This window comes from Lactobacillus gallinarum (genome assembly GCF_002160635.1).
Classification (GTDB): domain Bacteria; phylum Bacillota; class Bacilli; order Lactobacillales; family Lactobacillaceae; genus Lactobacillus; species Lactobacillus gallinarum.
In genome coordinates, this window is record NZ_NFKZ01000008.1 from 20994 (window position 1) to 44836 (window position 23843).

The window sequence follows — 23843 nt, forward strand, 5'->3', positions numbered from 1 at the left end:
AATTATGTATCAGTATATCAAAAAAAGCAGATCCAAATGAAGTACGAATCTGCTTTTTTTACTTTTAATTAAAATTTCTTGAAGCTATCCAATTTTTCCTGTGTAATATCACGAATAATTGCAGTAGCTAAATCAACGGATGCCTTAAAGTCTTTGTAACTGCTGAAGCAATATGGGGAGTGCTCGTAACGCACTGGAATACCGATGACAATTGTTGGAGCACCGTTTTCGTAATAGATTGCGGCACCATCTTGTCCCCCGCCAGTTCTAACCGAACGAGTATATGGAATATTATTCTTATCAGCTAAGTCACAGGCATATTGTTGGAACTTAGGATTTGGCAAGAATGTAGTATCCATATCACGAAGCATTGGTCCACGCTTTAAACCGGTTTGTGAAAGCCAATCAGGAGTGAAGGTGTCATCTGCTGGACAGCTTTCAAGTACAATACATAGATCTGGCTTAACTTTTCTAGCAGTTACGTAAGCTCCGCGAAGACCTACTTCTTCTTGGCTAGACAAAGCGGCAACAACATCAAAGTTAGTTTCTTCACCCTTCAAGTTGTCCAAAACGTCAATCATCGCACCGGCACCAAAACGGTCGTCGAAGTCTTTACCAAAGAACAAACCAGATTTTTCGTGGTATTCGCATTTTACATCAACAAAGATTGGACAACCTGTGTCGATCTTGTAGTCCTTAATTGTTTCTTCACGGCTGCTTGAACCAACATCAATTGACATATCGGCAACGTCAGGCACGTTGTTTCTTTCAGCAGCAGTCATAAAGTGTGGTGGCTTAGTTGCGACAACACCAGGGATGTATTCGCCATCGCGGTTTCTAACCTTAACCTTCAAAGCAGGGATATTGTATTTTACCCAGCCACCGAGTGGAACAAACTTTATTAAACCATTTGGACGAACGGCCTGGGTGATAAAACCAACCGCATCTGAGTGGGCATCAAGTTGAATTACAGGACGGTTGCCCTTGTTTTCCTTCTTTGATGCATAAACATTGAGCATCCCGTCAGTCTCAATATTGGCTGTCTTTTCTGCATAGCTAGTAAAAAGTTTAACGAATTCTTCTTCAAAACCAGATGTAGCGTTAGCATCTGAGAATTCTTTAAGCATTTCGATTTCTTGTGCTTTTTCCATAATTTTCTCCTTCTGTAAGTCCTTACATCAAATTTTATCATAGTTCTTTATCTTTATTTTTTGCTAAACTAAAATTAGGAGGGTTTACATCGTGAAAGAAAAACCTATTTGGAAGAAAAATCTATTCGTCTTATCGATCGCGGTCTTCATTGCAGGGATCGCATTTTCAGAAATTATGCCTTTCTTATCGTTATACATTAACACGTTAGGCAACTTCTCTCACCAACAACTTAACTTCTGGTCTGGGATCGTTTATTCTGGTACGTTCATCGTTTCAGCGGTTGTTTCTCCTTGGTGGGGCAAATTAGCTGATAAAAAAGGACGTAAACCAATGATTTTGCGGGCCGGAATCGGGATGTCCGTCGTTATCGCCTGCATGGGGTTAGTCCAAAATGTTTGGCAATTGCTTTTGCTTAGAATGCTGCAAGGTGTATTTGCCGGCTTTATTTCTAACTCTAATGCCTTAGTTGCCACCGAAACGCCGAAGACAAATTCTGGACAAGCTCTAGGAACGATTGCTTCAGCGACCACTGCCGGTACCTTGCTGGGACCACTTGTTGGTGGTGCTTTAACATCAATTTTTTCATACCGCATTACCTTTATGATCACTGGTGGCTTGCTCTTATTATGCTCAATCTTAGTTCTATTCTTCGTTCATGAAGACGACTTTAAGCCAGTTACCGCGAAAAAATTGGACAAGGCCAGCGGCGTGATTAAGTCGCTTCGTTCGCCTCATCTGATCTTTGGTTTGCTATTAACCACTTTAATTATTCAAGCAGCTAATAACTCCATTAACCCAATCGTTTCACTATATGTCCGCCAATTACTTAACGGCCATGACAACGTTGTCTTCATCTCTGGTGTTATCGCCGCCCTTCCTGGGATTGCTACTTTCCTAGTGGCCTCCCGCTTCGGTGCACTTGGTGATAAAATCGGTACTCACAAAATCATCGTGGCTGGTTTTATTGCGGCATCAATTTTCTTCTTCCTGACCGCTTTTGTACGAAACACAGTTGAATTAGGAATTTTGCGCTTCTTAGTTGGTTTTTCTGACGCTTGTTTATTCCCACAAGTACAAACGATGTTAACCAAAAACTCACCTGCCGCCGTTACTGGCCGTATCTTTTCATGGAACCAGTCGGCTATGTACATCGGCAACATCGTAGGACCACTACTTGGTTCATTCGTATCAGGGATGTTCAACTATAGCATGGTCTTCATCGTCACCACGGTGATCGTATTAATCAATCTACTTTTGTTCAGAATCAACGTCATTCGCAATTTACAGTAAAAATAAAAGCTTGAGAAAAATCTCAAGCTTTTTATTCTGCCGCTTTTTTGGCTTCATGTCTGTTATAAATAAAGTTAACTACGTACGCACAAATCATTAAAAACAGTGCCACATACATAATTTCGATAATTCCTGAATGGAAAATTCTTCTCATGATTGGCAATAATGCAGTTGGCAAACTCTTAGCCGATTCCGCATCACTCAACTTGTTCATCATGGTCATCGTAATGCCGCGATGGCCGGCGATTCCTCGAGCCAAAGCCAAGTTCATGATGACCCCATAAATGGCAGCCATCACAGTTTGAGCAAGAATTCGAATCAAGAAACTCAGTGACGTAGCCGGTGCCATATCTTTTTCACTGGCGTCAATCTGCACCTTGATCTGCAAAATAACAAAGATCGAACCTACACCTAAACCAGATAAAGCTGCAATGATCATCAAGATTTGATACGGCGTGTTCATTGGCACCAAGATCAAGCCTAAAACGGTAATGACGATCAAAGTAAAATCGATAATGAGCAAACGATAATTGCTAAAATGACGCAAGAAATATGGCGCGCTTTGTGAACCGGCAATATCCAAAATGGAGTTAGGGATCAAGGTCATCCCACCGATTAAAGCGGAGGTCCCTAAAATGGCCTGCGACCACATTGGCAAATAAGTGTTAACTGAAATATAAGCACCCCATGCTAGGGCAAACAGGATAAAGTCGCCCACCAGCGCTTTATTCATAAAAACACTCAACGGTACAACAGGACTATCTGCCTTGTTTTCCACAAAGATAAAGGCAACAAGTAAGGTAACTCCGATAATGACGAAAGCTACAACCATGATGCCACTAGCTAAACCCAGCATCTGAATTCCAACTAAAAAGCAGGACAAGCCAGCGATCAAAGTGAAGGCACCCATTTTGTCAAAGTGTACTTTTTCCTTAGCCTTGTGCACATCGCGATAAAAGACAAAACTCAAAATAATGGAAATCAGTCCTAATGGGACATTGATGTAGAAGACCCAGTGCCAAGAAAGGGCATCAACAATCCAGCCACCAACAAGCGGTCCCGCAATACATGCCGCACTGAAGCTGGCCGCAATGTAGCTTAAAATAACCGTTCTTCTCTTAATATTCGGATAAATAAAACCGACAATAACATAAGGCAGCGAGCCCATACCGCCGGCACCGATACCCATTAAAATTCTGGCAATTAAGAAGAAGTAAATATTTGGCGCTATCCCTTCAAGTAGAGAACCAACAATAAAGAGGATAAGTGAAAGTTCAAAAGCAAATTTATTGCCCATTCTTTCACCTAATTTGCTCCAAATTGGTACTGAAACGGACATCCCCAGCAAGAAGCAGGCAACAATCCAGCCCATATATTGAATTCCGTGCAGATCAGAAACGATCGCAGGAATTGCCGTATTAATAATGGTAGCGTCTAGTCCTGACATGATATTAGCCAAAAGTAAGGACCAAGTTACCATCGAAATTTGCTTTTTATTCATTCAATCTCACCCTTTTACTTAGAAACTTTTTAACTAGAACATTATGCAAGTTACCTTTATAATTGTCAAAATAGTAAACGGTTTCATGATAAAATATAAATACCTACTTTTTATAGGAGAGATTTTCTATGATTAAATTAATCGCTGTCGATATGGACGGAACTTTTTTAAACTCACAAAGTAAATACAACGAAGTCAGATTCAAGGAGATTCATTCTAAACTTGATGAAAAAGGTATTCATTTTGTCGTAGCTAGTGGTAACCAATATTATCAATTAAAAGATTTTTTCACCGATTATGATGATATTGACTACGTAGCTGAAAATGGTGCACTTATCCGTAATCCAGAAAAGGTTTATACAGTACACTCTTACCCTACTGAAGCTGTTAAAGCCATCGAAAAATTTTTATTAGATCAAGTACCCAATCTTAATTTCTTAGTCTGTGGTGAACAAGCAGCTTATGGCCTAGATATCTTGCCAGAAAAATACTTTAAGATGTCTAGCCATTACTATCATCACTTAGAAAAAATTAAGAGCTTTAGTGACATTCACGATAAAATCCTAAAATTTGCAGTTCAATGTCCCGATGAAAAAACCGACTATTTTGTTCAATTATTCAAGGACAACTTGAGCCAATATAGCGGCGTTACAAGCAGCGGTCACGGAGACATCGACATCATCCAACCTGACATTCACAAAGCTAACGGCTTAAAAGAATTGGGTGATATTTTAGGCATTAAGTTAAGCGAAATGTGCGCATTCGGTGACGGTGGAAACGATCTAGAGATGCTCCGAGAAGTTGGCGATGGCGTCGCAATGAAGAACGCCGTTCCAGCCCTTCTTGAAGTGGCTAACCACGTGACTGACACTAACGATGAAGAAGGCGTTTTGAACTACATCGAAAAAAACATTCTTTAGAATCTGCTTGACAATATCCGCTTTTGCTAGTTTAATATAAGAAAAATATAGTGATGACCTTTAAAGTTAGTCCTGTGAGGCTAAGAAGGAAATCTGCGTGAGCTAGTCTTTTTTGTACTAGCAGAAACAGAAAGACCATCTTGGACTCAGTGTCCTTGGTGGTCTTTTTCTTTTGGTCATCCAAGAAAGGAAAAATATATGGCAAAAGAAATTGTTGATGCAATTAGTATGAAACGCGCCTTAATGCGAATGACCTACGAAATTATCGAACGCAACAAAGGTACTGAAAACTTAGTTTTAATCGGAATCAAGACTCGTGGTCTTTACTTAGCGCAAAGAATTGCTAAGAACCTTAAGAATCTTGAAGATGTTGATGTTCCTGTGGGAGCAATCGATGTTTCTCAATATCGTGATGACCTGCCAGAAAGCGAAAAGGAAAAGATGATTCATGGTCAACAACTCGACTTTGATATCACCGACAAAAACGTTGTTTTAGTCGACGACGTTTTGTTCACCGGTAGAACTATTAGAGCTGCGCTTGATGCAATCATGGATCAAGGTCGTCCAGCTAAGATCAACTTGGCAGTTTTGACCGACCGTGGTCACCGTGAATTGCCTATCAGACCTGACTTTATTGGTAAAAATATTCCTACTGCAATGAATGAGGAAGTTAAGGTCTCAATGACTGAAGTCGATGATAAAGACAGCATTGAGTTAATTAACAAATAGGAGTTTGAATGAATGAGTAAAAAAGAGAATTTTAGAAATCCAGACGCGATTTTAGACGTCTACGAAAAGCCCGAATTTGGCCAAGGCGTGCTCTTGTCCTTGCAGCACATGTTTGCCATGTTCGGTTCAACTGTACTAGTGCCAATTTTAATCGGAATCAACCCAAGTATCGCCCTGCTTTCATCAGGCGTCGGTACCTTGGTCCACATGATCTTGACTCACTTCAAGATTCCAGCATACTTGGGATCAAGTTTTGCTTTCGTTGCTACTATGCAAGCTTTGATGAAAGCCGACGGTTATCCCGCTGTTGCTCAAGGTGCGATTGCCTCTGGTTTAGTTTACGTTATCGTTGCTTTAATCATTGCTAAGGTTGGTTCTGGCTGGGTTAACAAGGTCTTGCCACCAATCGTTGTAGGACCAATTATCATCGTTATTGGTTTGTCTCTTGCTACGACTGCTGCCAATGATGCGATGATGAACAACCAAAAGTATGATTTAACCTACTTTGGTGTTGCCATTTTCACATTAGTCATGACTTTGGTCTTCCAAATGTGTTTCAAAGGCTTCACGAGCTTAGTTTCAATCATGCTCGGCATCATCTGTGGTTATATCTTAGCCTGCTTCTTAGGCATTGTAGACTTCTCAGGTGTTGAAAAAGCCGCTTGGTTCTCTATTCCTTCACTTGATGTGATGGGCATTAGCTACCACTTCAAATGGTATCCAGCTGCTATCTTAGCCATGGCACCAATTGCCTTCGTTACGATGACGGAACACATGGGACACATTATGGTGCTTAACTCATTGACTAAGCGTAACTTCTTTAAAGATCCTGGTCTTCACAGAACTATGATGGGTGACGGTATTTCAACGATTATCGCCGGTTTCATCGGTGGTCCTCCTACAACTTCATACGGTGAAAACATCGGTGTGTTAGCTATGACTAAGGTGCACTCTGTTTGGGTCCTTGCCGGTGCCGCAGTTTGTGCGATCATCTTCAGTTTTGTTGGTAAGCTTGCTGCGTTAATCGAATCAATTCCAATGCCAGTAATTGGAGGAATTTCATTCTTACTCTTTGGTACAATCGCTTCTAACGGTTTGAAGATCTTAGTTGACGATAAGGTTGACTTTGGTGAAAAACGCAACATGTTAATCGCTTCAGTTATCTTGGTTATCGGTATCGGTGGTGCCTACCTCCAACTTGGCAACTTCCAATTAACTTCAGTTGCCCTTTCAACCATTATCGGTATGATCTTGAACTGGGTTCTTCCTAAGAAAGCTGCCAGTGAAAAGGCACTTGAAGAAAAGAATAAGCAAAAGCAAGATGGTAAGATTTACCAATAATTAATATTAAGCAAAAAGCAGTTAGCTATCACTAACGATAACTAACTGTTTTTATTTTTATCTAAAACTTTCAGCAATCTCTGGGTCCATCTCATCTTCTAAAACGCTATGTCCTTGATCCAGTGTCTTAATCTTTGCCATGTCTTCAGCATCAATCTCAAAGTCAAAGACATCGAAGTTTTCAGCTAATCTTGCTTTATGAACAGACTTTGGAATTACAACATAATTTCTTTGCAAGAACCATCTAATCATCACTTGGGCTGTAGTCTTACCATGCTTTTGCGCAATTTCTGCTAAAACAGGATTGGTAAAAATATGCTCAGCACCTTCCGCAAATGGGGCCCATGCTTCAGGCTGTACACCTTCTTTTTCCATATATGCCTGTGATTTCCACTCTTGATTCCAGACATTTGTTTCAATTTGATTTACCGCTGGCTTCACATTATTGAAGGTAATTAAATCAGCTAACCGTTCATTCCAAAAACTGCTAACACCGATTGCACGAATGCGGCCTTCTTTGTATAAACGTTCCATTGCCCGCCACGTGCCATAATAATCGTTATAAGGCTTATGAATTAGATACAGATCAAGATAATCTAGCTGCAATTTCTTCATCGTCTCATCAAAAGCCTTGAGCGTTGCATCATAGCCGTAATCGTCGACCCAGACCTTGGAAGTGACGAAAATATCTTCTCGAGGGACATTACTGTGCTTAATTGCATCCCCCACAGCTTGTTCATTGCCATAAATTTGCGCAGTATCGACTAGACGGTAGCCGACTTCAAGTCCATCTTCTACGACTTGCTGCGTTTGAGCTAGATCATTAATTTGATAAACGCCAAAGCCAAGGCGCGGCATTTTTACGCCATTGTTTAAAGTTACATATTTTTCCATGATGTTATTCCTTATTAAGAAAAAAGAGTAAAACCACAACGGCTTCACTCCTCCATTATTTTTCAACTTTTGCCTGATAAAAGCCGAAGCTCATCTGACGCAAGGTATCAATGAAGCTTTCCTTATCCAGCTTCTTCCCTGTCGTTAGCGCTTCAAATTCTCCATCAGGATCTTTCAACTTTTGATCCGTTCTATGGAAACCATTCCGCTCATAGAACTTAAGTCGGCTAACTCGCTGTTTATAATTCTTCGCCTTTGAAGTTACTGGCTCAATATCAATCACAATTTGCTTATCTGGGAAACGATCTTCAAGCATGGTCAAAATCTTGGAACCATAGCCTTGGCCGCGCAATTCTTCATTGATTGCCAAGTAGGTCAAATAAACCGTCTTATCGTTTTCGGCATAATAAGTAATGCCGCAGAACTGATCTCCATTGTAAATTGCGTGAAACTTAACATTACGGTGTAGTGACATCGCTAAAAGAGAAAACATTGAGAATCTTTCCCATGCAGGAAAGGCCTTCATGTATAAATCTTTTGCGTCACGGTATGCTTTTGTGCCCCATCGGGCGGGTTTCGAGTCTAAAATAATATCCTTCTTTTCTAATTAAAATCACTATTAAAACTCAATACCATAATAATAACAGAAAAACTGCCGCATGACGCGACAGTTGCTCTGTTTTTCACAATATTTTATTGTCTAAATCAACTTATACTTCTTCATCAACTCTTCAACATAAGTGCCCTTAATCTTCTTGAGCATCCCCTTAATTACCAACTTCTCAGGCATTGGTAAATCAAGGTCTTCAAGCTTCTTTTGATCGTTCAAGTAGTACATCGCATTCATCAACATTCTGACATCAAAGGCAGAAGCGAATACTTCAGGTACGCCACGGTCGATATCAAGCAATGTGTAGACAGCTTCCATCGCGGTTCTAACTGAATATTCAGTAGTAAAGACAGTGTCTCTTGGAGTTTCCGCAAAGTTACCAATGAAGGCTAAGTTCTTTGAATGATCTGGCACTACCTTTGGTCTATCGCCTAATGCTCTTGGCATAAAGTATGAAGTAATGTATGGCATATGTGCTGGAATAGTAGTTGCAGCTGCAGCCATTTCAGGAATTCTTTCTTCAGGAACACCCATGTGGTAAAGCCATTCTTCACACAATTCGATACCATTACAGTCAGGCATAGTCTTTTCAACATAATTACCCTTAGTGTCTGAGAACAAGCCATAGAGCCAAACAATCAATTCATTTGGCTTTTGTGCCTTAAAGTGTGGCTGACGACTAATTGAGTAACCTAATAACCAGTTAGAATCCTTAATTGTAGTTGGTCCACTAGTAACAATTGAACCACTGTGTGGATCTTTCTTATTAACTGCTTCAATAAATGGCACAATATCATCATTCTTAAAGGTAATTGTAGCTGACATTCTCCAGTTAGCCTTTGGAATATCCCTGCAGAAGACCTCTGGATGACCAAAGTCTTCATCTTGAGCAGCCAAGTTCTTCCATAATTGCCAGCTAGCACCTAATTCATGCTCTGCTGGAGCTGGGTGGAAGTTATCACCATAAGTAGTGCTTTCAGTGATAGAACCGTTAGTGACAAAGACAAGATCGTTTTCAGTTAAATCAATTGTCTTTCTCTCACCTTTTTCAGTTAAAACAATTTGCTTGGCAACTTTTTTACCATCTGAACGGTTAACAAAGATGTTATCTACTACAGTGTCGTAATGGAATTGAACGCCATGTCCTTTCAAATATTTAACCATTGGCAGAATTAATGATTCATATTGGTTATACTTAGTAAAGCGAAGTGATGATAAATTCTTCAATGTAGCAACGTGTTGAACGAAACGCATCAAGTAGCGACGCATTTCCATTGCACTTGCCCATGGTTCAAAGGCAAACATAGTTGACCAGTAAAGCCAGAAGTTGGATTGGAAGAATTCTTTGGTAAAGACTTCGTTAATCTTCTTATTTTGCAAATCTTTTTCAGGTGTTAAGCAAAGGTCGATGATTTCCTTTACTGCCTTAGGTGTTAACAATAGTTGACCGTCAGTTGGTAAAGCTTCGCCGTGATTGATGATGACACGGGTTTTAGCATAGCTTGGATCTTTTCTATTCAAGCGATAGAATTCATCCAAAATTGATTCGCCTTCATGTTCGGTTGAAGGAATTGATCTGAATAAGTCCCACAAACATTCAAAGTGTGGCTCCATTTCACGACCACCACGGATGATATAACTTTCTTTTTCTTTATTGTAAATACCATCCATTGAACCACCAGGAAGAGACAATTCTTCAAAAATGTGAATTCTATTGCCCTTCATTTGTCCATCACGAATCAAGAATACAGCGCTGGCAAGAGCAGCTAATCCTGATCCAACAATATATGCTGATTTTTGATCAACGTCTTTTGGCTTTTCAGCCTTTACAAATGCTTCATAATTACCATTGCTATAATGCATAATTTACACTTCTTTCAAATAATCGTTACACCTGTAACTATTTACAGCTATAATAATAGTGTAAGCGATATCATTTGTCAAATTAAAACTAATCAAAGGATGATTTTTTATGAATATGAAAAGTCTGCACACGCAGCAACAGATAGAAGAAGCCTTATTTTCTTTATTACAAAAAAAGCCTTACACCGAAATTTCCATTGCAGAAATTACGCGTAAAGCTCATGTTTCTCGTACTTCTTTTTATCGTAACTATAGTCAAAAAAATGACGTACTAACGCTATTTTTAGCTAATCAATATAAAAAATTTATTGTTGATATTAATGAACATAAATTAAAGACATTGACCAAACAGCTAATTGTTTATCTGACATTTTTTAAAGAAAATCCTAAAGTCATGAAAATCTTGTTAGACGCTGGTTTTGAAGGCAGTCTATTAAACTTTCAAACTCGCTATTTGAAAAAACTGCTTGGTGTCTACCACCCAGACTTAAATTTACCAGATTATGCAGTCGCCTACCAATCAGGCGGAATTTATATGCTCTTAATTTGGTGGGTTAAGCAGGATTATCAAACTCCACTCGAAGATTTAATTAATTATGCGGAAAAACACATTATGCTTTAATGTCTTATTATTGCAATTTCTTGCGCTTTTTACCAAAGTTAAAGTAGAAATTCAGCACAAAGGCAATGATTAACAAAATTAACGATACCAACATAATTTCTTTGATTCCGGCATGGAAAATAGTTCTCATAGTTGGTACTAAATTCTGCGGCAATAATTTTGCACTTTTGGCGTCACTCAATTTATTCATCATGGCCATCGTAATACCTTTATGCGTATGAACTCCACTTGCTAAGTTCAAGTTCATAATTACGCCGTACACAGCTGCCATCACAGTTTGTGCCAAAATTCTAATCAAATATGACGTTGAAGTAGCTGTAGCCATATTCTTTAATCCAGCATCTAGCTGCACTTTTAACTGCATAGCAACGAAGATAAAGCCAACACCAATTCCTGAAAACGCACCAATAAACGTCAATATCTGTACTGGCGTATGAATATCTGCCAAAAACAAACCGACGGACGAAATCATCATCGCAATAATTCCAATTAAAGCCAATTTAAATGTTGTCATATGTTCTTGAATAGCCGCTACGCTTTGGGAAGCAATGATTTCTACGATTGAGTTAGGAATCAGAGTCATCCCACCTAAAAGTGCAGATAAACCGAGTAATGCTTGAGCCCACATCGGCATATAAGTATTAACAGCAATAAATGCACCCCAAGTGAAGGCAAATAAAAGAAAATCACCGTCTAAATCTTTATTTTTAAATAAGGATACCGGAATGATTGGATTAGCCGCATGATTCTCACGAATAAAGAAGAGAACAATAAACACTAGACTAACAATAATCAAGCTAATGACAATCCAGTTAGCTGTTAACCCAACTAGTTGAACGCCCATTAAGAATAAAAGCAATCCAATAACTAATAATCCGGCACCAGGAATATCGAAGACTGGTGTTTTTTCTGGTGTAACAGGCTTGTAGTAAACAAGACAGATGATTAATGCTATCAAACCAATTGGAATATTAATATAGAAAACCCAGTGCCATGAAAAGGCATCGATTAACCAACCACCAACCAATGGTCCTAAAATAGCAGCTCCATTCCAGCTTGCTGTTAAGTAGCCTAATACCTTAGTTCTGGTTTTAATATTTTTAAAAACATAACCGGCAATGATATAAGGAAGAGACCCCATACCACCAGCACCGATCCCCATGATGAATCTAGAGCATAAGAAAAAGATGATATTAGGTGCCATACCTTGTAAAGCAGAACCTAAAACAAACAAAATCAGTGAAATTTCAAAGGCCTTTTTATTAGTGATTTTCTCGCCTATCTTAGTCCAAATCGGAATTGAAATAGACATCCCTAATAAGAAAATAGCAACAATCCATCCCATAAACTGAATTCCATGCAAAGCTGCAACAATCGCTGGAATTGCGGTATTAATAATCGTCCCATCAAGTCCTGACATCACATTACCTAACATCAAGGCAATGGTGACCATCGTAATTTGTTTTTTATTCATTCAAATTTCCCCTTTAAAAAACAAAAACTCCTATTATCAGCGATAATAAGAGTAAAAAAATATGGAGGATACAGGGCTCGAACCTGTGACCTCCTGCTTGTAAGGCAGATGCTCTCCCAGCTGAGCTAATCCTCCATTATGGGGCGGAATGTGGGATTCGAACCCACGCATGCTGGATCCACAAACCAGTGTGTTAACCCCTTCACCAATTCCGCCATAAAACGGTCCATGTGGGATTTGAACCCACGATCTCCTCCGTGACAGGGAGGCGAGATAAACCACTGCTCCAATGGACCAATCAGAGGAGGATGTGGGATTTGAACCCACGCGCGGCAGAACCGCCTAACGGTTTTCAAAACCGTCCCCTTAAGCCACTTGGGTAATCCTCCATAGCCGAACAGATACTATTATACTAAAGTGAGATAAAAGCGCAAGTGTTTTTTGCAAAAAAATAGATATTGATCAAATTGACCAATATCTATTTTTAATCTATCTTCTTTTAATCATGCAAATTCTTTTGATATAGCAAGTACTTATATTCTTTTCCAGCAATTTCTACAAATTTTTCAGTTGCATTATTAATCCAACCAAAATGTTCAAAAAATTGTCGTGCATTTTCGTCTCCATCAATGCACCATAGATAGATCTTGCCATACCCCATCTTTTTTAATTCGTTTTCGGCAGCATTAAGTAGAGTTTTCCCAATATTAAATCCTTGAAAATTAGGTTCAACATAAAGAGCCATTAATTCACCGCATCCGAGCATGCGCGTATCACGAGGACGACCATAACTTACGGCTGCACGAATTTGATTATCATCATCAACAAAAATCAAGTTGTGACGACCACTCTCATTTAATCGTTTAACCCAAGCTTTTTCAGGAATATTATCTAAGAATACATCTGGCAATATATTTTTATATGTATCTTGCCAACACTTTTGAAAAAGTTGACTTGTTTCTTTTGCCTCATCTTCAAAAATTAGTGGTTTAATAATCATTTTTTACTTCTTTGTAAGAACAGTTACGGCTTCAACATGTGGAGTCTGTGGGAACATATCAACAGGATCAATACGCTTAAATTCATAACCCTTTTCTTGGAACAATTGCAAATCACGTACCAAGGTGGCAGGATTACATGAAATATAAACGACTTTCTTAGGTCCTGTCTTAACAGTTGCATTAATAAATTCAGGAGTTAATCCCTTTCTTGGCGGATCAACAAATACTACATCGGTTTTAAGACCACTCTTAGCCCAACGTGGCATAATTTCTTCCGCCTTACCTAAATAATACTTAGCATTAGTAATATCATTAAGCTTAGCATTATCCTTAGCATCTTTAATCGCATCCCGAACTACTTCAATGCCTCGAACTGCTTTAACATGCTTAGCAACACTTAACCCAATAGTTCCAATACCTGAGTAAGCATCAATTACAACATCATCTGGTTTTAAATCAGCCTGTTTGATTGCCAAATTGTACAAACGAGGTGTTTGCAAAGAATTAATTTGGAAGAAACTTTGAGGTGAAATTCTAAACTTCAAATCTCCAATTTGATCAGTAATTTGATCATTACCAAATACCAAGTAATCCTTTTGTCCCAAAATCACGTTTGTCTTCTTAGGATTATAATTTAAAATCAAACCAGAAACGCCTGGAATTTGGCTAACTTCTGCAGCAACATTCGGTAATTGCATGAAATCTTTGTGCAAGCAAACTAAAATTACCATCATTTCGCCAGTAGATTTGCTACGACGAACTTCTAAGTAACGCACTTCGCCCTTATTATTAATTTCATCATAAGCGGGCACTTTATATTTACGCAAAATATCTCTTACGGCTACTAAAACTCGATCAATTTCGGGATCAGTAGTAAAGAAATTAGTCAAAGGCACTAAATCATGCGAATGACGTCTAAAGAAGCCAATTTCAAGTTTGCCATTTACTTCACGCACAGGAACTTGCGCCTTATTACGGTAACCAACTTCTTCAGGACTAGCTAAAGTTTCCCCAACTTCAATATTTTCTAAATGTGCCTTTTTAAGCAGGTTAACTACTTGATTACGCTTAAAAGCAAGCTGCTTATCATATTTAATATGCGCAAGTGAAGCTAAACCAGTTTGAACGCCCCGATTTAATTCAACTTTTACTCGATCAGGGCTTTCTTTTTTAATTTTTTCAATTTTTGCAAAAGCAAAATTCTTCTTAACTTTTAAAATTTTTGCACTAACTATTTCTCCTGGAAGTGCATTCGTTACGAATACCGTCATTCCATTGTAATGAGCAACACCCATTGCTTCGTATGAAAGATCAGTGATTTCTAAATCTATAACTTGATTCTTTTCCATAAACACTCAGCCTTTTTAATAAACCATTTAATTCTTTTCTATTATAATACTCGATTTAAAATTACTACAAAATTATTTTATCTAAAAGTATTGACAGATTTTTTTAATCTTGCTATCATGTTTTCCAACAATCAACGACAAAGTAGCTGCTTCGTTAAGCGTTCAGAGATCTGGTGGTTAGTGCGAACCAGTCAGGCGAAGTTAGACGAATTACATCGTGATTAAATATTGTTCGGATAACTTTTCAGAACCGTTACCATCTGATAGAGATTCAAGCTCTTATGCTTGAAAGAGTGGGTGGTACCACGGCTATCGTCGTCCCGTTGACTATTTAGTCAACGGGATTTTTTTATTTGGAGGAATAAAAATGAAAAAGCAAAAAGTCTCCTTTACGGAATCAATTATTATCCTCATAGCTTTATTGGCTATTTTAGGTATTTCAGTAATCAAGTTCGGTTTATCGCCAGAAGTACCCGTTTTATTCACGGTTCTTTTGCTCACATTCTGGGCAAGACTTCGCGGCTTTACCTGGACAGATGTCCAAGATGGTATTAAAGAAGGTATTGGCGTGGCCATCATCCCTATCTTTATTTTTATTTTAATTGGTGCCTTAATTGGTCTTTGGATTAAAGCGGGTATTATCCCTTCCATCATGGTATTGGGTTTCCATTTAATTAGTGGTAGTTTCTTTGTTCCATCTGTTTTTGTAGTCTGTGCAATCGTTGGGGTAGCCATTGGTAGTGGTTTTACTACTATCTCTACAGTTGGGATTGCCCTCTTCGGTATTGGTGCCAGCATGAATGCAAATCCAGCTTTAGTTGCCGGTGCTATCATCTCAGGTGCCGTATTTGGCGATAAAATGTCTCCATTATCAGATTCAACTAATTTGTCATCTGCAGTGGCTGAAAGTGAATTATTCGCCCACATCAAGAACATGATGTGGTCAACTATCCCATCATTTGTTGTTTCCTTAATTCTGTTCTGGATTCTTGGTAACAGCGGTCAAATGGATCCAACTAAGATTGAACGTACTTCTCACGTTTTACAAACTAACTTCTCTATTTCTTGGTGGGCAATCGTTCCAATCGTTTTGATGCTCCTTTGCGCTTGGCGTAAGGTTCCAGCTATCCCTACTCTTTTCATCAACATTGCAGCAACTGTCATCATGCTTTTTGCCCAAAATCCTCACGAATCAGTGCAATCATTAAATAATTTAATCATGAATGGTTTTGTTGCCAAAACTAGTGACGCTTCTGTTAACGCCTTGCTTACTCGTGGTGGTATTTCTAGCATGATGGCTACTGTTGCCCTAATCATCTCTACTCTTTCATTAGGTGGGATGTTAATGAAATTCAGCGTAGTTCAAAGCGCAATGGAACCACTTGTTAAGCATTTGAGAAAGCCAGGTCGTTTAATTACTGTTACTATTCTTTCAGGTATCTGCATTAACTTGTTTGTTGGTGAACAATACTTATCAGTAATTTTGCCAGGTCGAGCATTTAAACCTGCTTTTGATAGAATTAAGCTTTCACCACTTGCACTTAGCCGTGTACTTGAAGATGGTGGTAGTGTTATCAACTACTTAATTCCATGGGGCGTTGCCGGTTCATTTGCTGCCGCTACCTTGGGCGTTCCAGTTTTACAATTCTTACCATTTGCATTCTTTAGTTTACTTTCACCGGTATTCTCAATCATCAGCGGATTTACTGGTATCGGTTTAAAGTGGGCTAAAGACAAAAAATAAACTTTAAAATTAAAAGAGTGCCTGAGCACTCTTTTTTAGTTATTCATATTTTCCATTCTAATTTGGGCTTTCTTATGCTCTTCACTTTCACGATATGGTTCATACACAATATCAGTGATCACAATTTCTGCACCATTCTTTTCAAAAACAAGCGCTTGATCTAGCTCGGCGTTCACCATTTTGCTTTTTTGATTATTTCGCTTAAATTTCAAATCATCTAATTCGCGATCAATAAATGTTTTTTGTGATCCCGTTAATTGCTGATATTTCTCCCACGCATTTTTAGTAAAACTTAAAACTAAACCTTTTTTCTCTGCCTGCTCTGGACGACTACTACGTTCACCGCGTACTTCATTATCTGAATATTTTTTATCCATAAAATCACTTCCTTAATTTAACTATACGGGAAAAGAACACACTACAAAACTTATTTGCTCTAGCTATAACAATCATAAGAAAACCTTAAAAACTAACTCTATAAACGGCAATACTACACTTTTTTTCTAAATACGTTAAAATATATTAAGACAACTAAATAAAAGAAAGAGTGACATACAATATGGATAACTTTTCAAATCCTGGACGTCGTGAAATTCATGACGTTGCAGAAGTTAACGGTTTTCTTTCAAAAATGTATGGCTACATGGGACTATCTGTTTTAGTTTCAGCTATTGCCGCATTTTTGACCATGACTGTCTTTAGATCAGCAGTGATGCAAATGCCACCTGCAATGATGTGGATTATTCTTTTTGTTCCAATTGGTTTATCATTGGGCATCAATTTTAAAGCTACTAGAAATCCTGTTGCTGGCTTTGTAATGTTAATGATCTTAGCCGTAATCTATGGCTTTGAATTTGCACTTCTAGCTGGCTTCTACACCCAAGCTCAAATCGGTACAGCATTTGTATCATCTGCAGCTGTATTCGGTGCAATGGCTATCTTTGGTACATTCACTAAGAAGAACTTAAACAACATGGGTTCTTACTTAGGAGCTGCCTTAATCGGTTTAATAGTTGCGATGGTCGTTAACATTTTCTTGCGCAATTCCGTTGCAAGTTTCGTCTTTTCAATCATTGGTGTAGTGATCTTCACTGGGTTAACTGCTTATGATGCACAAAAGATGAAGGCAATTTACAACAACTATGGCAGTCAAGTTTCAACCAATGGTTTAGCTGTACTTGGTGCATTGCAACTTTACTTAGATTTCGTGAACATCTTCTTGTTCTTGCTTCAAATTTTTGGCATGGGCGGAGATCGCGACTAATATCAATAAAAAGAGATGCAGAAAATCTGCATCTCTTTTTTTATCTAAACCCTCTACTATTAATGGGCATTAAGAATGAAATAAACGGAATAAGAATATATAGAAACATAGCCACTCTAGGTAAAATCAATGATAATAGAATCAAAAATATTGTCAAAACAAGAACCAGAATAATTCTATGTACCGAAGTTTTTACCATCATAATGTTCATTACCTGCGGGCTTCGCATCAATGGCTTGGCACCGAAATATTGCACAAACACTTTTAAAATTTGAGCAATGAAATACACAATTCCAAAATTTGTCACCGCAAAGGCGGAATCTCGCATCATGATCCACTTAGTCATCACAGGTAAAAGTGATAAGTAGCCAACAAACAAAAATCACAAATAGCGGTAATTTTATCAGGTTTAAAGATGAAATAAGAAAAAGCTAAATGCAAATCATACCAAAAATCCGCAATAATAAAGAAAGCTATAATGAAAATCACGATATTTCCTAAAAATTCTAAATATTGGCTTGTTTTAAAAGCGGGCTGTATTTGCAAAACAATAATCGTAATAATGATTGCAATTACTGCATCATTAAAAGTTTCAACATGTTCTCGCAATCTTTCAGGCTCTTTTTGCTGCGCCTGACGCACTTTCTCCCTTGCTTCTTTTAATTCTTCCTTCTGAACTGATGATAGCCTTCGATAATGTCGACTATCGAACACTTTATGCAGTTTAAACATTTTTCACCTAAAAATGGAGCTTAGCGCAATTAGCTAAGCTCCATTTATTTTTATAATTTTAACTTTTATTTACCAACGTAAAATTCAATGCGTTGTTGTAAATTATCAAATTCTACTGGGCAATAACCACCAATTTCACCATCAAGGTTAACTGGCAAATCTTGTCCTGCACTCTTACCGATCAGCTCGGCCTTTAAGCTACGCGTCTTGGTATAAATAATATTAGGATCATCAACGTGCTTACCATTCAAGGCTAAAGCCATCAGCTTCATCATGCTGACAGGGTCAGAAGGCTTAACCACAATTAACTGGAATAAGCCATCACTAAGTTGTGCATCTGGCATAACTTGTTCAAAGCCACCAATTGAATTGGTCATTCCAAGTAAGAACATGGAGAGCTTGCCTTCATATACGCCATCATCGTAAGTCAAGCGCATTTCGTTCTCTGTCAAGCGAGGCAACATTTCTGCACCCTTGATTAAGTATGCAGCATACCCTAAAGCTGATTTAACTTCAGATGGCACACCATACGTTAATTCTGTTAAAGAACCGCTGGCAGCAATATTTACAAAATATTGAGTTTGATTGCCAAAAACTGCTTTACCGATATCCATTTTCCGTGTTTTATTTTTCAGAATAACTTTCGCTGCATCTGGAATATTATCACGTGGAATGGCTAATGCACGGGCATAATCGTTAGTTGTACCTGCTGGAATAATTGCCATCTTAGGTCTCTGATCTAAAAAGGCAATCCCATTAACTACTTCATTGATTGTCCCGTCACCACCGGCTGCAACGATCAGGTCAAAACCCTCTTTTGCAGCACGCGTAGCTTCATTGCGAGCACTATTTTGTTCAGGTGTAGTTCTAAACGCACTAGCTTCATAGCCAGCTTGCTCTAACACATCTAAAATATCGGCCACGTTTTTGGGCATCTGCTCGTGACCGGATACAGGATTATAAATTAATCTTGCTTTACTAGTCATAATTACTACCTTAACGTTCTAAAAATTAGCGACTTTGCAATTCTTGGTTAAGCAACTTGTTAACCATCTTAGGGTTAGCCTTACCACGAGTTTGCTTCATGATTTGACCAACTAAGAAGCCGATTGCACGGTCCTTACCATTCTTAAAGTCTTCAACTGATTGTGGGTTATCGTCAACAACCTTCTTAACCATTGGAGCTAAGACTGAAGTATCCGACAATTGAACCATACCGTTGTCTTCAACGTACTTCTTAGGATCAGTACCGTTAGCAATAGTTTCAGCAAAGACCTTCTTAGCGATCTTAGATGAAATAGTACCATCTTTGATCAACTTGATCATTTCTGCTAAGTGTTCTGGAGTAAGCTTAATATCATTCAAACTTACACGGTGATCGTTCAAGTAACCATTTACTTGAGTGTTCATCCAGTTAGCAGCAAGTGTTGGATCGGCACCAGCTTCGACTGCTGCGTCAAAGAAGTCTGAGCTTTCCTTAGTTTGAAGCAAAACATTTGCATCGTATGGCTTCAAACCGTACTTGTTTACATAATCATCGTAACGATCAAATGGGCTTTTTGGAAGTTCCTTAGCAATTTGATCGATCCATTCTTGGCTAATATGGTCAGGAGCAATATCTGGTTCTGGGAAGTAACGGTAGTCAGAAGCACCTTCCTTAACACGTTCCAAAACAGTCTTACCAGTTGCTTCGTCGAAACGACGAGTTGAAAGTTGGATGTGACCACCAGCTAAAAGAACTTGTTCTTGACGCTTTTCTTCGTATGCAAGTGAACGACGTACGTGGTCAAATGAGTTCAAGTTCTTCATTTCAACCTTAGTACCAAGTTCCTTTTGACCTGCAGGACGGATGGAAATGTTGGTATCAACACGCATTGAACCTTCTTCCATCTTAACGTCTGAAGCACCAGTAAATTGAACAATCTTACGTAATTTTTCAAGGTATGCGTAAGCTTCTTCTGGGTCTTCCATGTCAGGTTCAGAAACAACTTCAAGAAGTGGAACACCTTGACGGTTCAAGTCAACGTATGAGAAACCGTTGGTTCCGTGAGTGTTCTTACCGGCATCTTCTTCGATGTGCATTTCGTGGATACCGATTCTCTTCTTCTTACCGCGAACTTCAACTTCGATGTAACCATCACGAGCAAGTGGTTGGAAGAACTGAGTAATCTGGTAAGCCTTTGGGTTATCAGGATAGAAGTAGTTCTTACGGTCAAAGTGAGTAGTTGGCAAAATGTGAGCATGAGTTGCAATGGCAACCATAATACCTAAACGGTAAACATTCTTGTTAACCATTGGCAAGGTACCAGGCATAGCCCAGTCAATAACATTAGTCTCCGTGTTTTGTTCAGCACCATAGGTTACTGGTGAAGGAGAGAAAATCTTGCTCTTTGTCTTTAATTCGAAGTGGACTTCAAGTCCGATAGTCGATTTAAAATTCATTCAATTAATCCTCCATTCCAGTTGGTGTTTTTTCATAAAACTTATTTGTGCGTTCAATAAAGTCAGCAGTCTTGAAGACATTACCTTCATCAAAACGCTTAGCCATAACTTGTAAGCCGACAGGCATACCATCAACTAAACCAGCTGGAACACTAGCTGCAGGAATACCTGCTAAGTTGGCAGAAATAGTCAAAATATCGTTGTTGTACATCTTAATTGGGTCAGAAATTTCACTGCCAATATCAAATGCAGGTTCAGTAGTTGTTGGACCAACGATCACATCATTTTCAGCAAAGATCTTATCGAAGTCGTTGCAGATTAATGTTCTAACTTTAGCAGCTTGTCTAAAGAATCTATCGTATGAACCAGCTGAAAGTGCAAATGAACCAAGCATGATACGACGCTTAACTTCTGCACCAAAACCTTCAGAACGTGATTTAACGTAAACATCAAGCAAGTTCTTAGTGTCTTCTGCACGATAACCGTAACGAATACCATCGTATCTTTGAAGGTTTGATGAAGCTTCACTTGAAGCGATGATGTAGTAGTCTGGCACAACGTACTTAGTATGTGGCAATGATACTTCATTGATGATTGCACCGGCATCCTTTAAAGCATCAATTTGCTTTTGGATAACTTCACGCATTTCACCACTAACTGCTTCCATGTATTCCTTAGGAACGGCTACGCGAAGACCCTTAACATCTTGGCCAATAAACTTGGTAAAGTCAGGAACTTCACGAGTTGAAACAGTTGAATCGTGTTCATCGCCACCTGCAATTACATTAAGTACTTCTGCTGAATCCTTAACGCGCTTAGTCATTACACCAATTTGATCAAGTGAAGAACCAAATGCGATAAGACCCCAACGAGATACACGGCCATAAGTTGGCTTAATACCAAAAATACCATTGAATGCAGCTGGTTGACGAATTGAACCACCAGTATCTGAACCAAGAGCTGCTACAACTTGACCACCAGCAACTGCTGCTGCAGAACCACCGGATGAACCACCAGGAACCTTATCTAAGTTCCATGGGTTATGGGTTGCACCATAGTATGAGTGTTCAGTTGAAGAACCCATAGCAAATTCATCCATGTTGGTCTTACCAACAAAGGTTGCTCCAGCCTTCTTAAGCTTAGAAACAACTGTTGCATCATACATTGGCATGTAATTGTACAACATATGACTTGCTGCAGTAGTCTTAATACCATTAGTAATAATGTTGTCCTTAATGGCAATTGGAATACCTGCTAATTTACTCTTTGAAAAATCAAGGTTTTCTGCAGGCTTTGCATCATCTACTACAGTAATCCAAGCATTTAACTTCTTATCTGTATCTTTAATGTTTGCCACAGTATCTTGAGCCAACTTATCTGCTGACAAGTCACCGCTGGCAAGCTTTTTATTTAATGAATCAATATTTTCGTTTAAGTAATTCATTACTCGTCCTCATCCTTATTAATAATTACAGGAACCTTAATGTAGCCGTTAGCCTTTTCAGGAACATTAGCCATTAATGTTTCTCTGTTTTGTCCTTGCCAGTGTTCAGGTTTATCTTCTCTAAATACAGTATCACGATCAACAACTTGCACAGTTTCTTCAACGCCTTCAGTATCAACTTCACTAAGTTGATCTGCCATGTTGATAATTGATCCCATTTGATCTGTAAATTTATCTAATTCCTCTTCATTAAACGCAAGTCGCGAAAGAGTCGCAACGTGTTTAATGGTATCTTTTGTGATTTCCACGCAAATACCTCCTATTCGCCGCCATATACATGGACTTGATAATCACTGTCGCCGGTTTCCTTAGCAATTAATGCTTGCACATCATCAACCGATCCAATTTTAATTTCAATTGGAACATTATTAGACAGATATTTCTTTGCCGATGACAAAACTAAACGAGTAAAACTCTGAATTTGCTCATAACCATAAAATTGTGTGGTAATTGAAATATTTTCTTGAGCAAGCTTGCCATTATCATAACGCAAAGTTGCTGTTACTCCACTAATATTAGGGAAGTAATTTTGAATAGCTGCCTTAAAATCATTAAAGTGAGATGCATCATCACTATTAATTGCTTTTTCATTACCAGTTGTCGGTAAAACTTGCATTTTTTCCGACACGGATTTCCATTTAGTTATTTTACTACTATTAGCGGCCGCTGTCCCGTAAGCAAAGTAAGTTCCGCCAACTAATGAATCTTTTTCTGTCTTTGAGAACAATCCAATGGTAATTGGAATATTCTTCAAAGCCTTCTTCTTACGCAAACGAGCTACAATTTCATTAGCAATTTTTTCACCTTGAGCCTTTTGTTCAGCTCTTGAAATTTCAGTCTTAAATTCTGCACCATCACGCTTTTTTTGGTAATAGTCAACAGAATTCATTGCTAAACCTAAGCTCATTCCACCAAGTTGATACTTTGAACCTGAACCAGTTAAATAGTCTTGCTCTACAATTTCTTCCAAATAAATTGGATTACGAGTATCAGGACCATTTTTGCCATTATCAGCTGGATTCAAGCCCTTTGGATTGCTCTTAGACTTTCTAATCAGCCAATCTGTCACTGTTGAAGTATCTAAGTATTGTCCTTCTTGGAACACATATTGGTTAGGTGAAAATTGATTTTTAGAAATCTGGATTAAGCCACGCTCTAATTCACGCGTATCAACTGAATTATCATTATCAGTTGCGGTTAAACCAGCAATTGGACTAATTACATAGCGACCATTTTTCATTAAAACGGTGTAGCCATTTTTACCTGTATTGGTTGTTTGATAACTTTTCTTTTTAGCTGTTGAAGTAGTAGTGGCATTATTTGCTAAACTTGAATCTTTTAATTTACCACAACCACTCAGAGTGAGCATTGCCCCAGCTAAAGCTATAATCTGCAAATATTTTTTCACAAT

General features: G+C 38.5%; 21 protein-coding genes, 4 tRNA genes and 1 pseudogene. 7 read left to right on the top strand and 19 right to left on the bottom strand.

The window, feature by feature from the left end; translation table 11 throughout:
- Window positions 1–68 precede the first annotated feature (68 nt).
- Entirely contained in the window at window positions 69–1151 is a 1083-nt protein-coding gene (locus B5E95_RS04585) for a M42 family metallopeptidase (RefSeq protein ID WP_087235679.1), read from the bottom strand.
- Between the two features lie 91 nt (window positions 1152–1242).
- Here B5E95_RS04585 and B5E95_RS04590 point away from each other — a divergent pair, with 91 nt between their 5' ends.
- Window positions 1243–2442 (top strand): MFS transporter, encoded by a 1200-nt coding sequence (locus tag B5E95_RS04590; protein ID WP_087235680.1) that lies wholly within the window; start codon window positions 1243–1245, stop codon window positions 2440–2442.
- A 31-nt stretch (window positions 2443–2473) separates the two neighbouring features.
- On the opposite strand, the gene B5E95_RS04595 is transcribed toward B5E95_RS04590, so the two are convergent.
- Window positions 2474–3943 carry an MFS transporter gene (locus tag B5E95_RS04595; protein WP_087235681.1) on the bottom strand — a complete coding sequence of 490 codons (1470 nt, stop codon included), beginning with the start codon at window positions 3941–3943 and terminating at the stop codon, window positions 2474–2476.
- 128 nt (window positions 3944–4071) lie between these two features.
- On the opposite strand from B5E95_RS04595, the gene B5E95_RS04600 reads away from it, so the two are divergent.
- The 3 genes from B5E95_RS04600 to B5E95_RS04610 all read left to right on the top strand — a co-directional run bounded on the left by B5E95_RS04600 (window position 4072) and on the right by B5E95_RS04610 (window position 6933).
- Window positions 4072–4863: a Cof-type HAD-IIB family hydrolase gene (locus B5E95_RS04600; RefSeq protein ID WP_162606875.1), complete on the top strand. Its 792-nt coding sequence runs from the start codon at window positions 4072–4074 to the stop codon at window positions 4861–4863.
- A 198-nt stretch (window positions 4864–5061) separates the two neighbouring features.
- Window positions 5062–5592, top strand: a complete 531-nt coding sequence (gene pyrR / locus B5E95_RS04605; RefSeq protein ID WP_087235682.1) for a bifunctional pyr operon transcriptional regulator/uracil phosphoribosyltransferase PyrR — start codon at window positions 5062–5064, stop codon at window positions 5590–5592.
- 12 nt (window positions 5593–5604) lie between these two features.
- Window positions 5605–6933 (top strand): solute carrier family 23 protein, encoded by a 1329-nt coding sequence (locus B5E95_RS04610; RefSeq protein ID WP_087235683.1) that lies wholly within the window; start codon window positions 5605–5607, stop codon window positions 6931–6933.
- A gap of 57 nt (window positions 6934–6990) precedes the next feature.
- On the opposite strand, the gene B5E95_RS04615 is transcribed toward B5E95_RS04610, so the two are convergent.
- From B5E95_RS04615 to B5E95_RS04625, 3 genes are all read right to left on the bottom strand, one after another.
- Window positions 6991–7827 carry an aldo/keto reductase gene (locus B5E95_RS04615; protein ID WP_087235684.1) on the bottom strand — a complete coding sequence of 279 codons (837 nt, stop codon included), beginning with the start codon at window positions 7825–7827 and terminating at the stop codon, window positions 6991–6993.
- A 55-nt stretch (window positions 7828–7882) separates the two neighbouring features.
- The gene (locus B5E95_RS04620; protein ID WP_255404982.1) at window positions 7883–8416 is read right to left on the bottom strand and encodes a GNAT family N-acetyltransferase; all 534 of its coding nucleotides are present in this window, start codon (window positions 8414–8416) and stop codon (window positions 7883–7885) included.
- Window positions 8417–8527: 111 nt separating this feature from the next.
- Complete coding sequence (locus tag B5E95_RS04625; RefSeq protein ID WP_087235685.1) at window positions 8528–10300, bottom strand: oleate hydratase; 1773 nt, start codon at window positions 10298–10300, stop codon at window positions 8528–8530.
- Window positions 10301–10409: 109 nt separating this feature from the next.
- Here B5E95_RS04625 and B5E95_RS04630 point away from each other — a divergent pair, with 109 nt between their 5' ends.
- Entirely contained in the window at window positions 10410–10922 is a 513-nt protein-coding gene (locus B5E95_RS04630) for a TetR/AcrR family transcriptional regulator (protein ID WP_087235686.1), read from the top strand.
- Between the two features lie 7 nt (window positions 10923–10929).
- Here the strand turns inward: B5E95_RS04630 and B5E95_RS04635 are convergent, their stop codons facing one another.
- The 7 genes from B5E95_RS04635 to rlmD form a co-directional block, all read right to left on the bottom strand.
- Window positions 10930–12396, bottom strand: coding sequence for an MFS transporter (locus tag B5E95_RS04635; protein ID WP_087235687.1), 1467 nt, complete (start codon window positions 12394–12396; stop codon window positions 10930–10932).
- 62 nt (window positions 12397–12458) lie between these two features.
- Window positions 12459–12531: transfer RNA gene (locus tag B5E95_RS04640), tRNA-Val, on the bottom strand.
- Between the two features lie 4 nt (window positions 12532–12535).
- Window positions 12536–12611 (bottom strand) — tRNA-His (locus B5E95_RS04645).
- A 7-nt stretch (window positions 12612–12618) separates the two neighbouring features.
- Window positions 12619–12692, bottom strand: a tRNA-Asp gene (locus B5E95_RS04650).
- A 6-nt stretch (window positions 12693–12698) separates the two neighbouring features.
- Window positions 12699–12785 (bottom strand) — tRNA-Ser (locus B5E95_RS04655).
- A gap of 110 nt (window positions 12786–12895) precedes the next feature.
- Window positions 12896–13396 (bottom strand): GNAT family N-acetyltransferase, encoded by a 501-nt coding sequence (locus tag B5E95_RS04660; protein ID WP_087235688.1) that lies wholly within the window; start codon window positions 13394–13396, stop codon window positions 12896–12898.
- A gap of 3 nt (window positions 13397–13399) precedes the next feature.
- Window positions 13400–14746: a 23S rRNA (uracil(1939)-C(5))-methyltransferase RlmD gene (gene rlmD / locus B5E95_RS04665; protein ID WP_087235689.1), complete on the bottom strand. Its 1347-nt coding sequence runs from the start codon at window positions 14744–14746 to the stop codon at window positions 13400–13402.
- 367 nt (window positions 14747–15113) lie between these two features.
- Here rlmD and nhaC point away from each other — a divergent pair, with 367 nt between their 5' ends.
- A complete protein-coding gene (gene nhaC / locus B5E95_RS04670) occupies window positions 15114–16490 on the top strand; it encodes a Na+/H+ antiporter NhaC (protein ID WP_056945565.1) in 1377 nt (458 codons plus the stop codon).
- 35 nt (window positions 16491–16525) lie between these two features.
- Here nhaC and B5E95_RS04675 read toward each other — a convergent pair whose 3' ends face one another.
- Window positions 16526–16867 carry a hypothetical protein gene (locus tag B5E95_RS04675; protein ID WP_087175894.1) on the bottom strand — a complete coding sequence of 114 codons (342 nt, stop codon included), beginning with the start codon at window positions 16865–16867 and terminating at the stop codon, window positions 16526–16528.
- 182 nt (window positions 16868–17049) lie between these two features.
- Between B5E95_RS04675 and B5E95_RS04680 the strand changes: the two genes are divergently transcribed.
- Window positions 17050–17754, top strand: a complete 705-nt coding sequence (locus B5E95_RS04680) for a Bax inhibitor-1/YccA family protein (RefSeq protein ID WP_025005413.1) — start codon at window positions 17050–17052, stop codon at window positions 17752–17754.
- A 40-nt stretch (window positions 17755–17794) separates the two neighbouring features.
- On the opposite strand, the pseudogene B5E95_RS04685 reads toward B5E95_RS04680, so the two are convergent.
- The 6 genes and pseudogenes from B5E95_RS04685 to B5E95_RS04710 form a co-directional block, all read right to left on the bottom strand.
- A pseudogene (locus tag B5E95_RS04685) lies at window positions 17795–18486 on the bottom strand (TMEM175 family protein).
- Window positions 18487–18551: 65 nt separating this feature from the next.
- The gene (locus tag B5E95_RS04690; RefSeq protein ID WP_056945564.1) at window positions 18552–19472 is read right to left on the bottom strand and encodes a diacylglycerol kinase family lipid kinase; all 921 of its coding nucleotides are present in this window, start codon (window positions 19470–19472) and stop codon (window positions 18552–18554) included.
- Between the two features lie 25 nt (window positions 19473–19497).
- Window positions 19498–20928 (bottom strand): Asp-tRNA(Asn)/Glu-tRNA(Gln) amidotransferase subunit GatB, encoded by a 1431-nt coding sequence (gene gatB, locus B5E95_RS04695; protein ID WP_087235690.1) that lies wholly within the window; start codon window positions 20926–20928, stop codon window positions 19498–19500.
- A 4-nt stretch (window positions 20929–20932) separates the two neighbouring features.
- Window positions 20933–22372: an Asp-tRNA(Asn)/Glu-tRNA(Gln) amidotransferase subunit GatA gene (gatA, locus tag B5E95_RS04700; RefSeq protein WP_087175892.1), complete on the bottom strand. Its 1440-nt coding sequence runs from the start codon at window positions 22370–22372 to the stop codon at window positions 20933–20935.
- Window positions 22372–22680: an Asp-tRNA(Asn)/Glu-tRNA(Gln) amidotransferase subunit GatC gene (gene gatC, locus B5E95_RS04705; RefSeq protein ID WP_025005411.1), complete on the bottom strand. Its 309-nt coding sequence runs from the start codon at window positions 22678–22680 to the stop codon at window positions 22372–22374. The genes gatA and gatC overlap by 1 nt, the downstream gene beginning before the upstream one ends.
- 11 nt (window positions 22681–22691) lie before the next feature.
- A complete protein-coding gene (locus tag B5E95_RS04710) occupies window positions 22692–23840 on the bottom strand; it encodes a CamS family sex pheromone protein (RefSeq protein WP_087175891.1) in 1149 nt (382 codons plus the stop codon).
- Window positions 23841–23843: the final 3 nt, after the last annotated feature.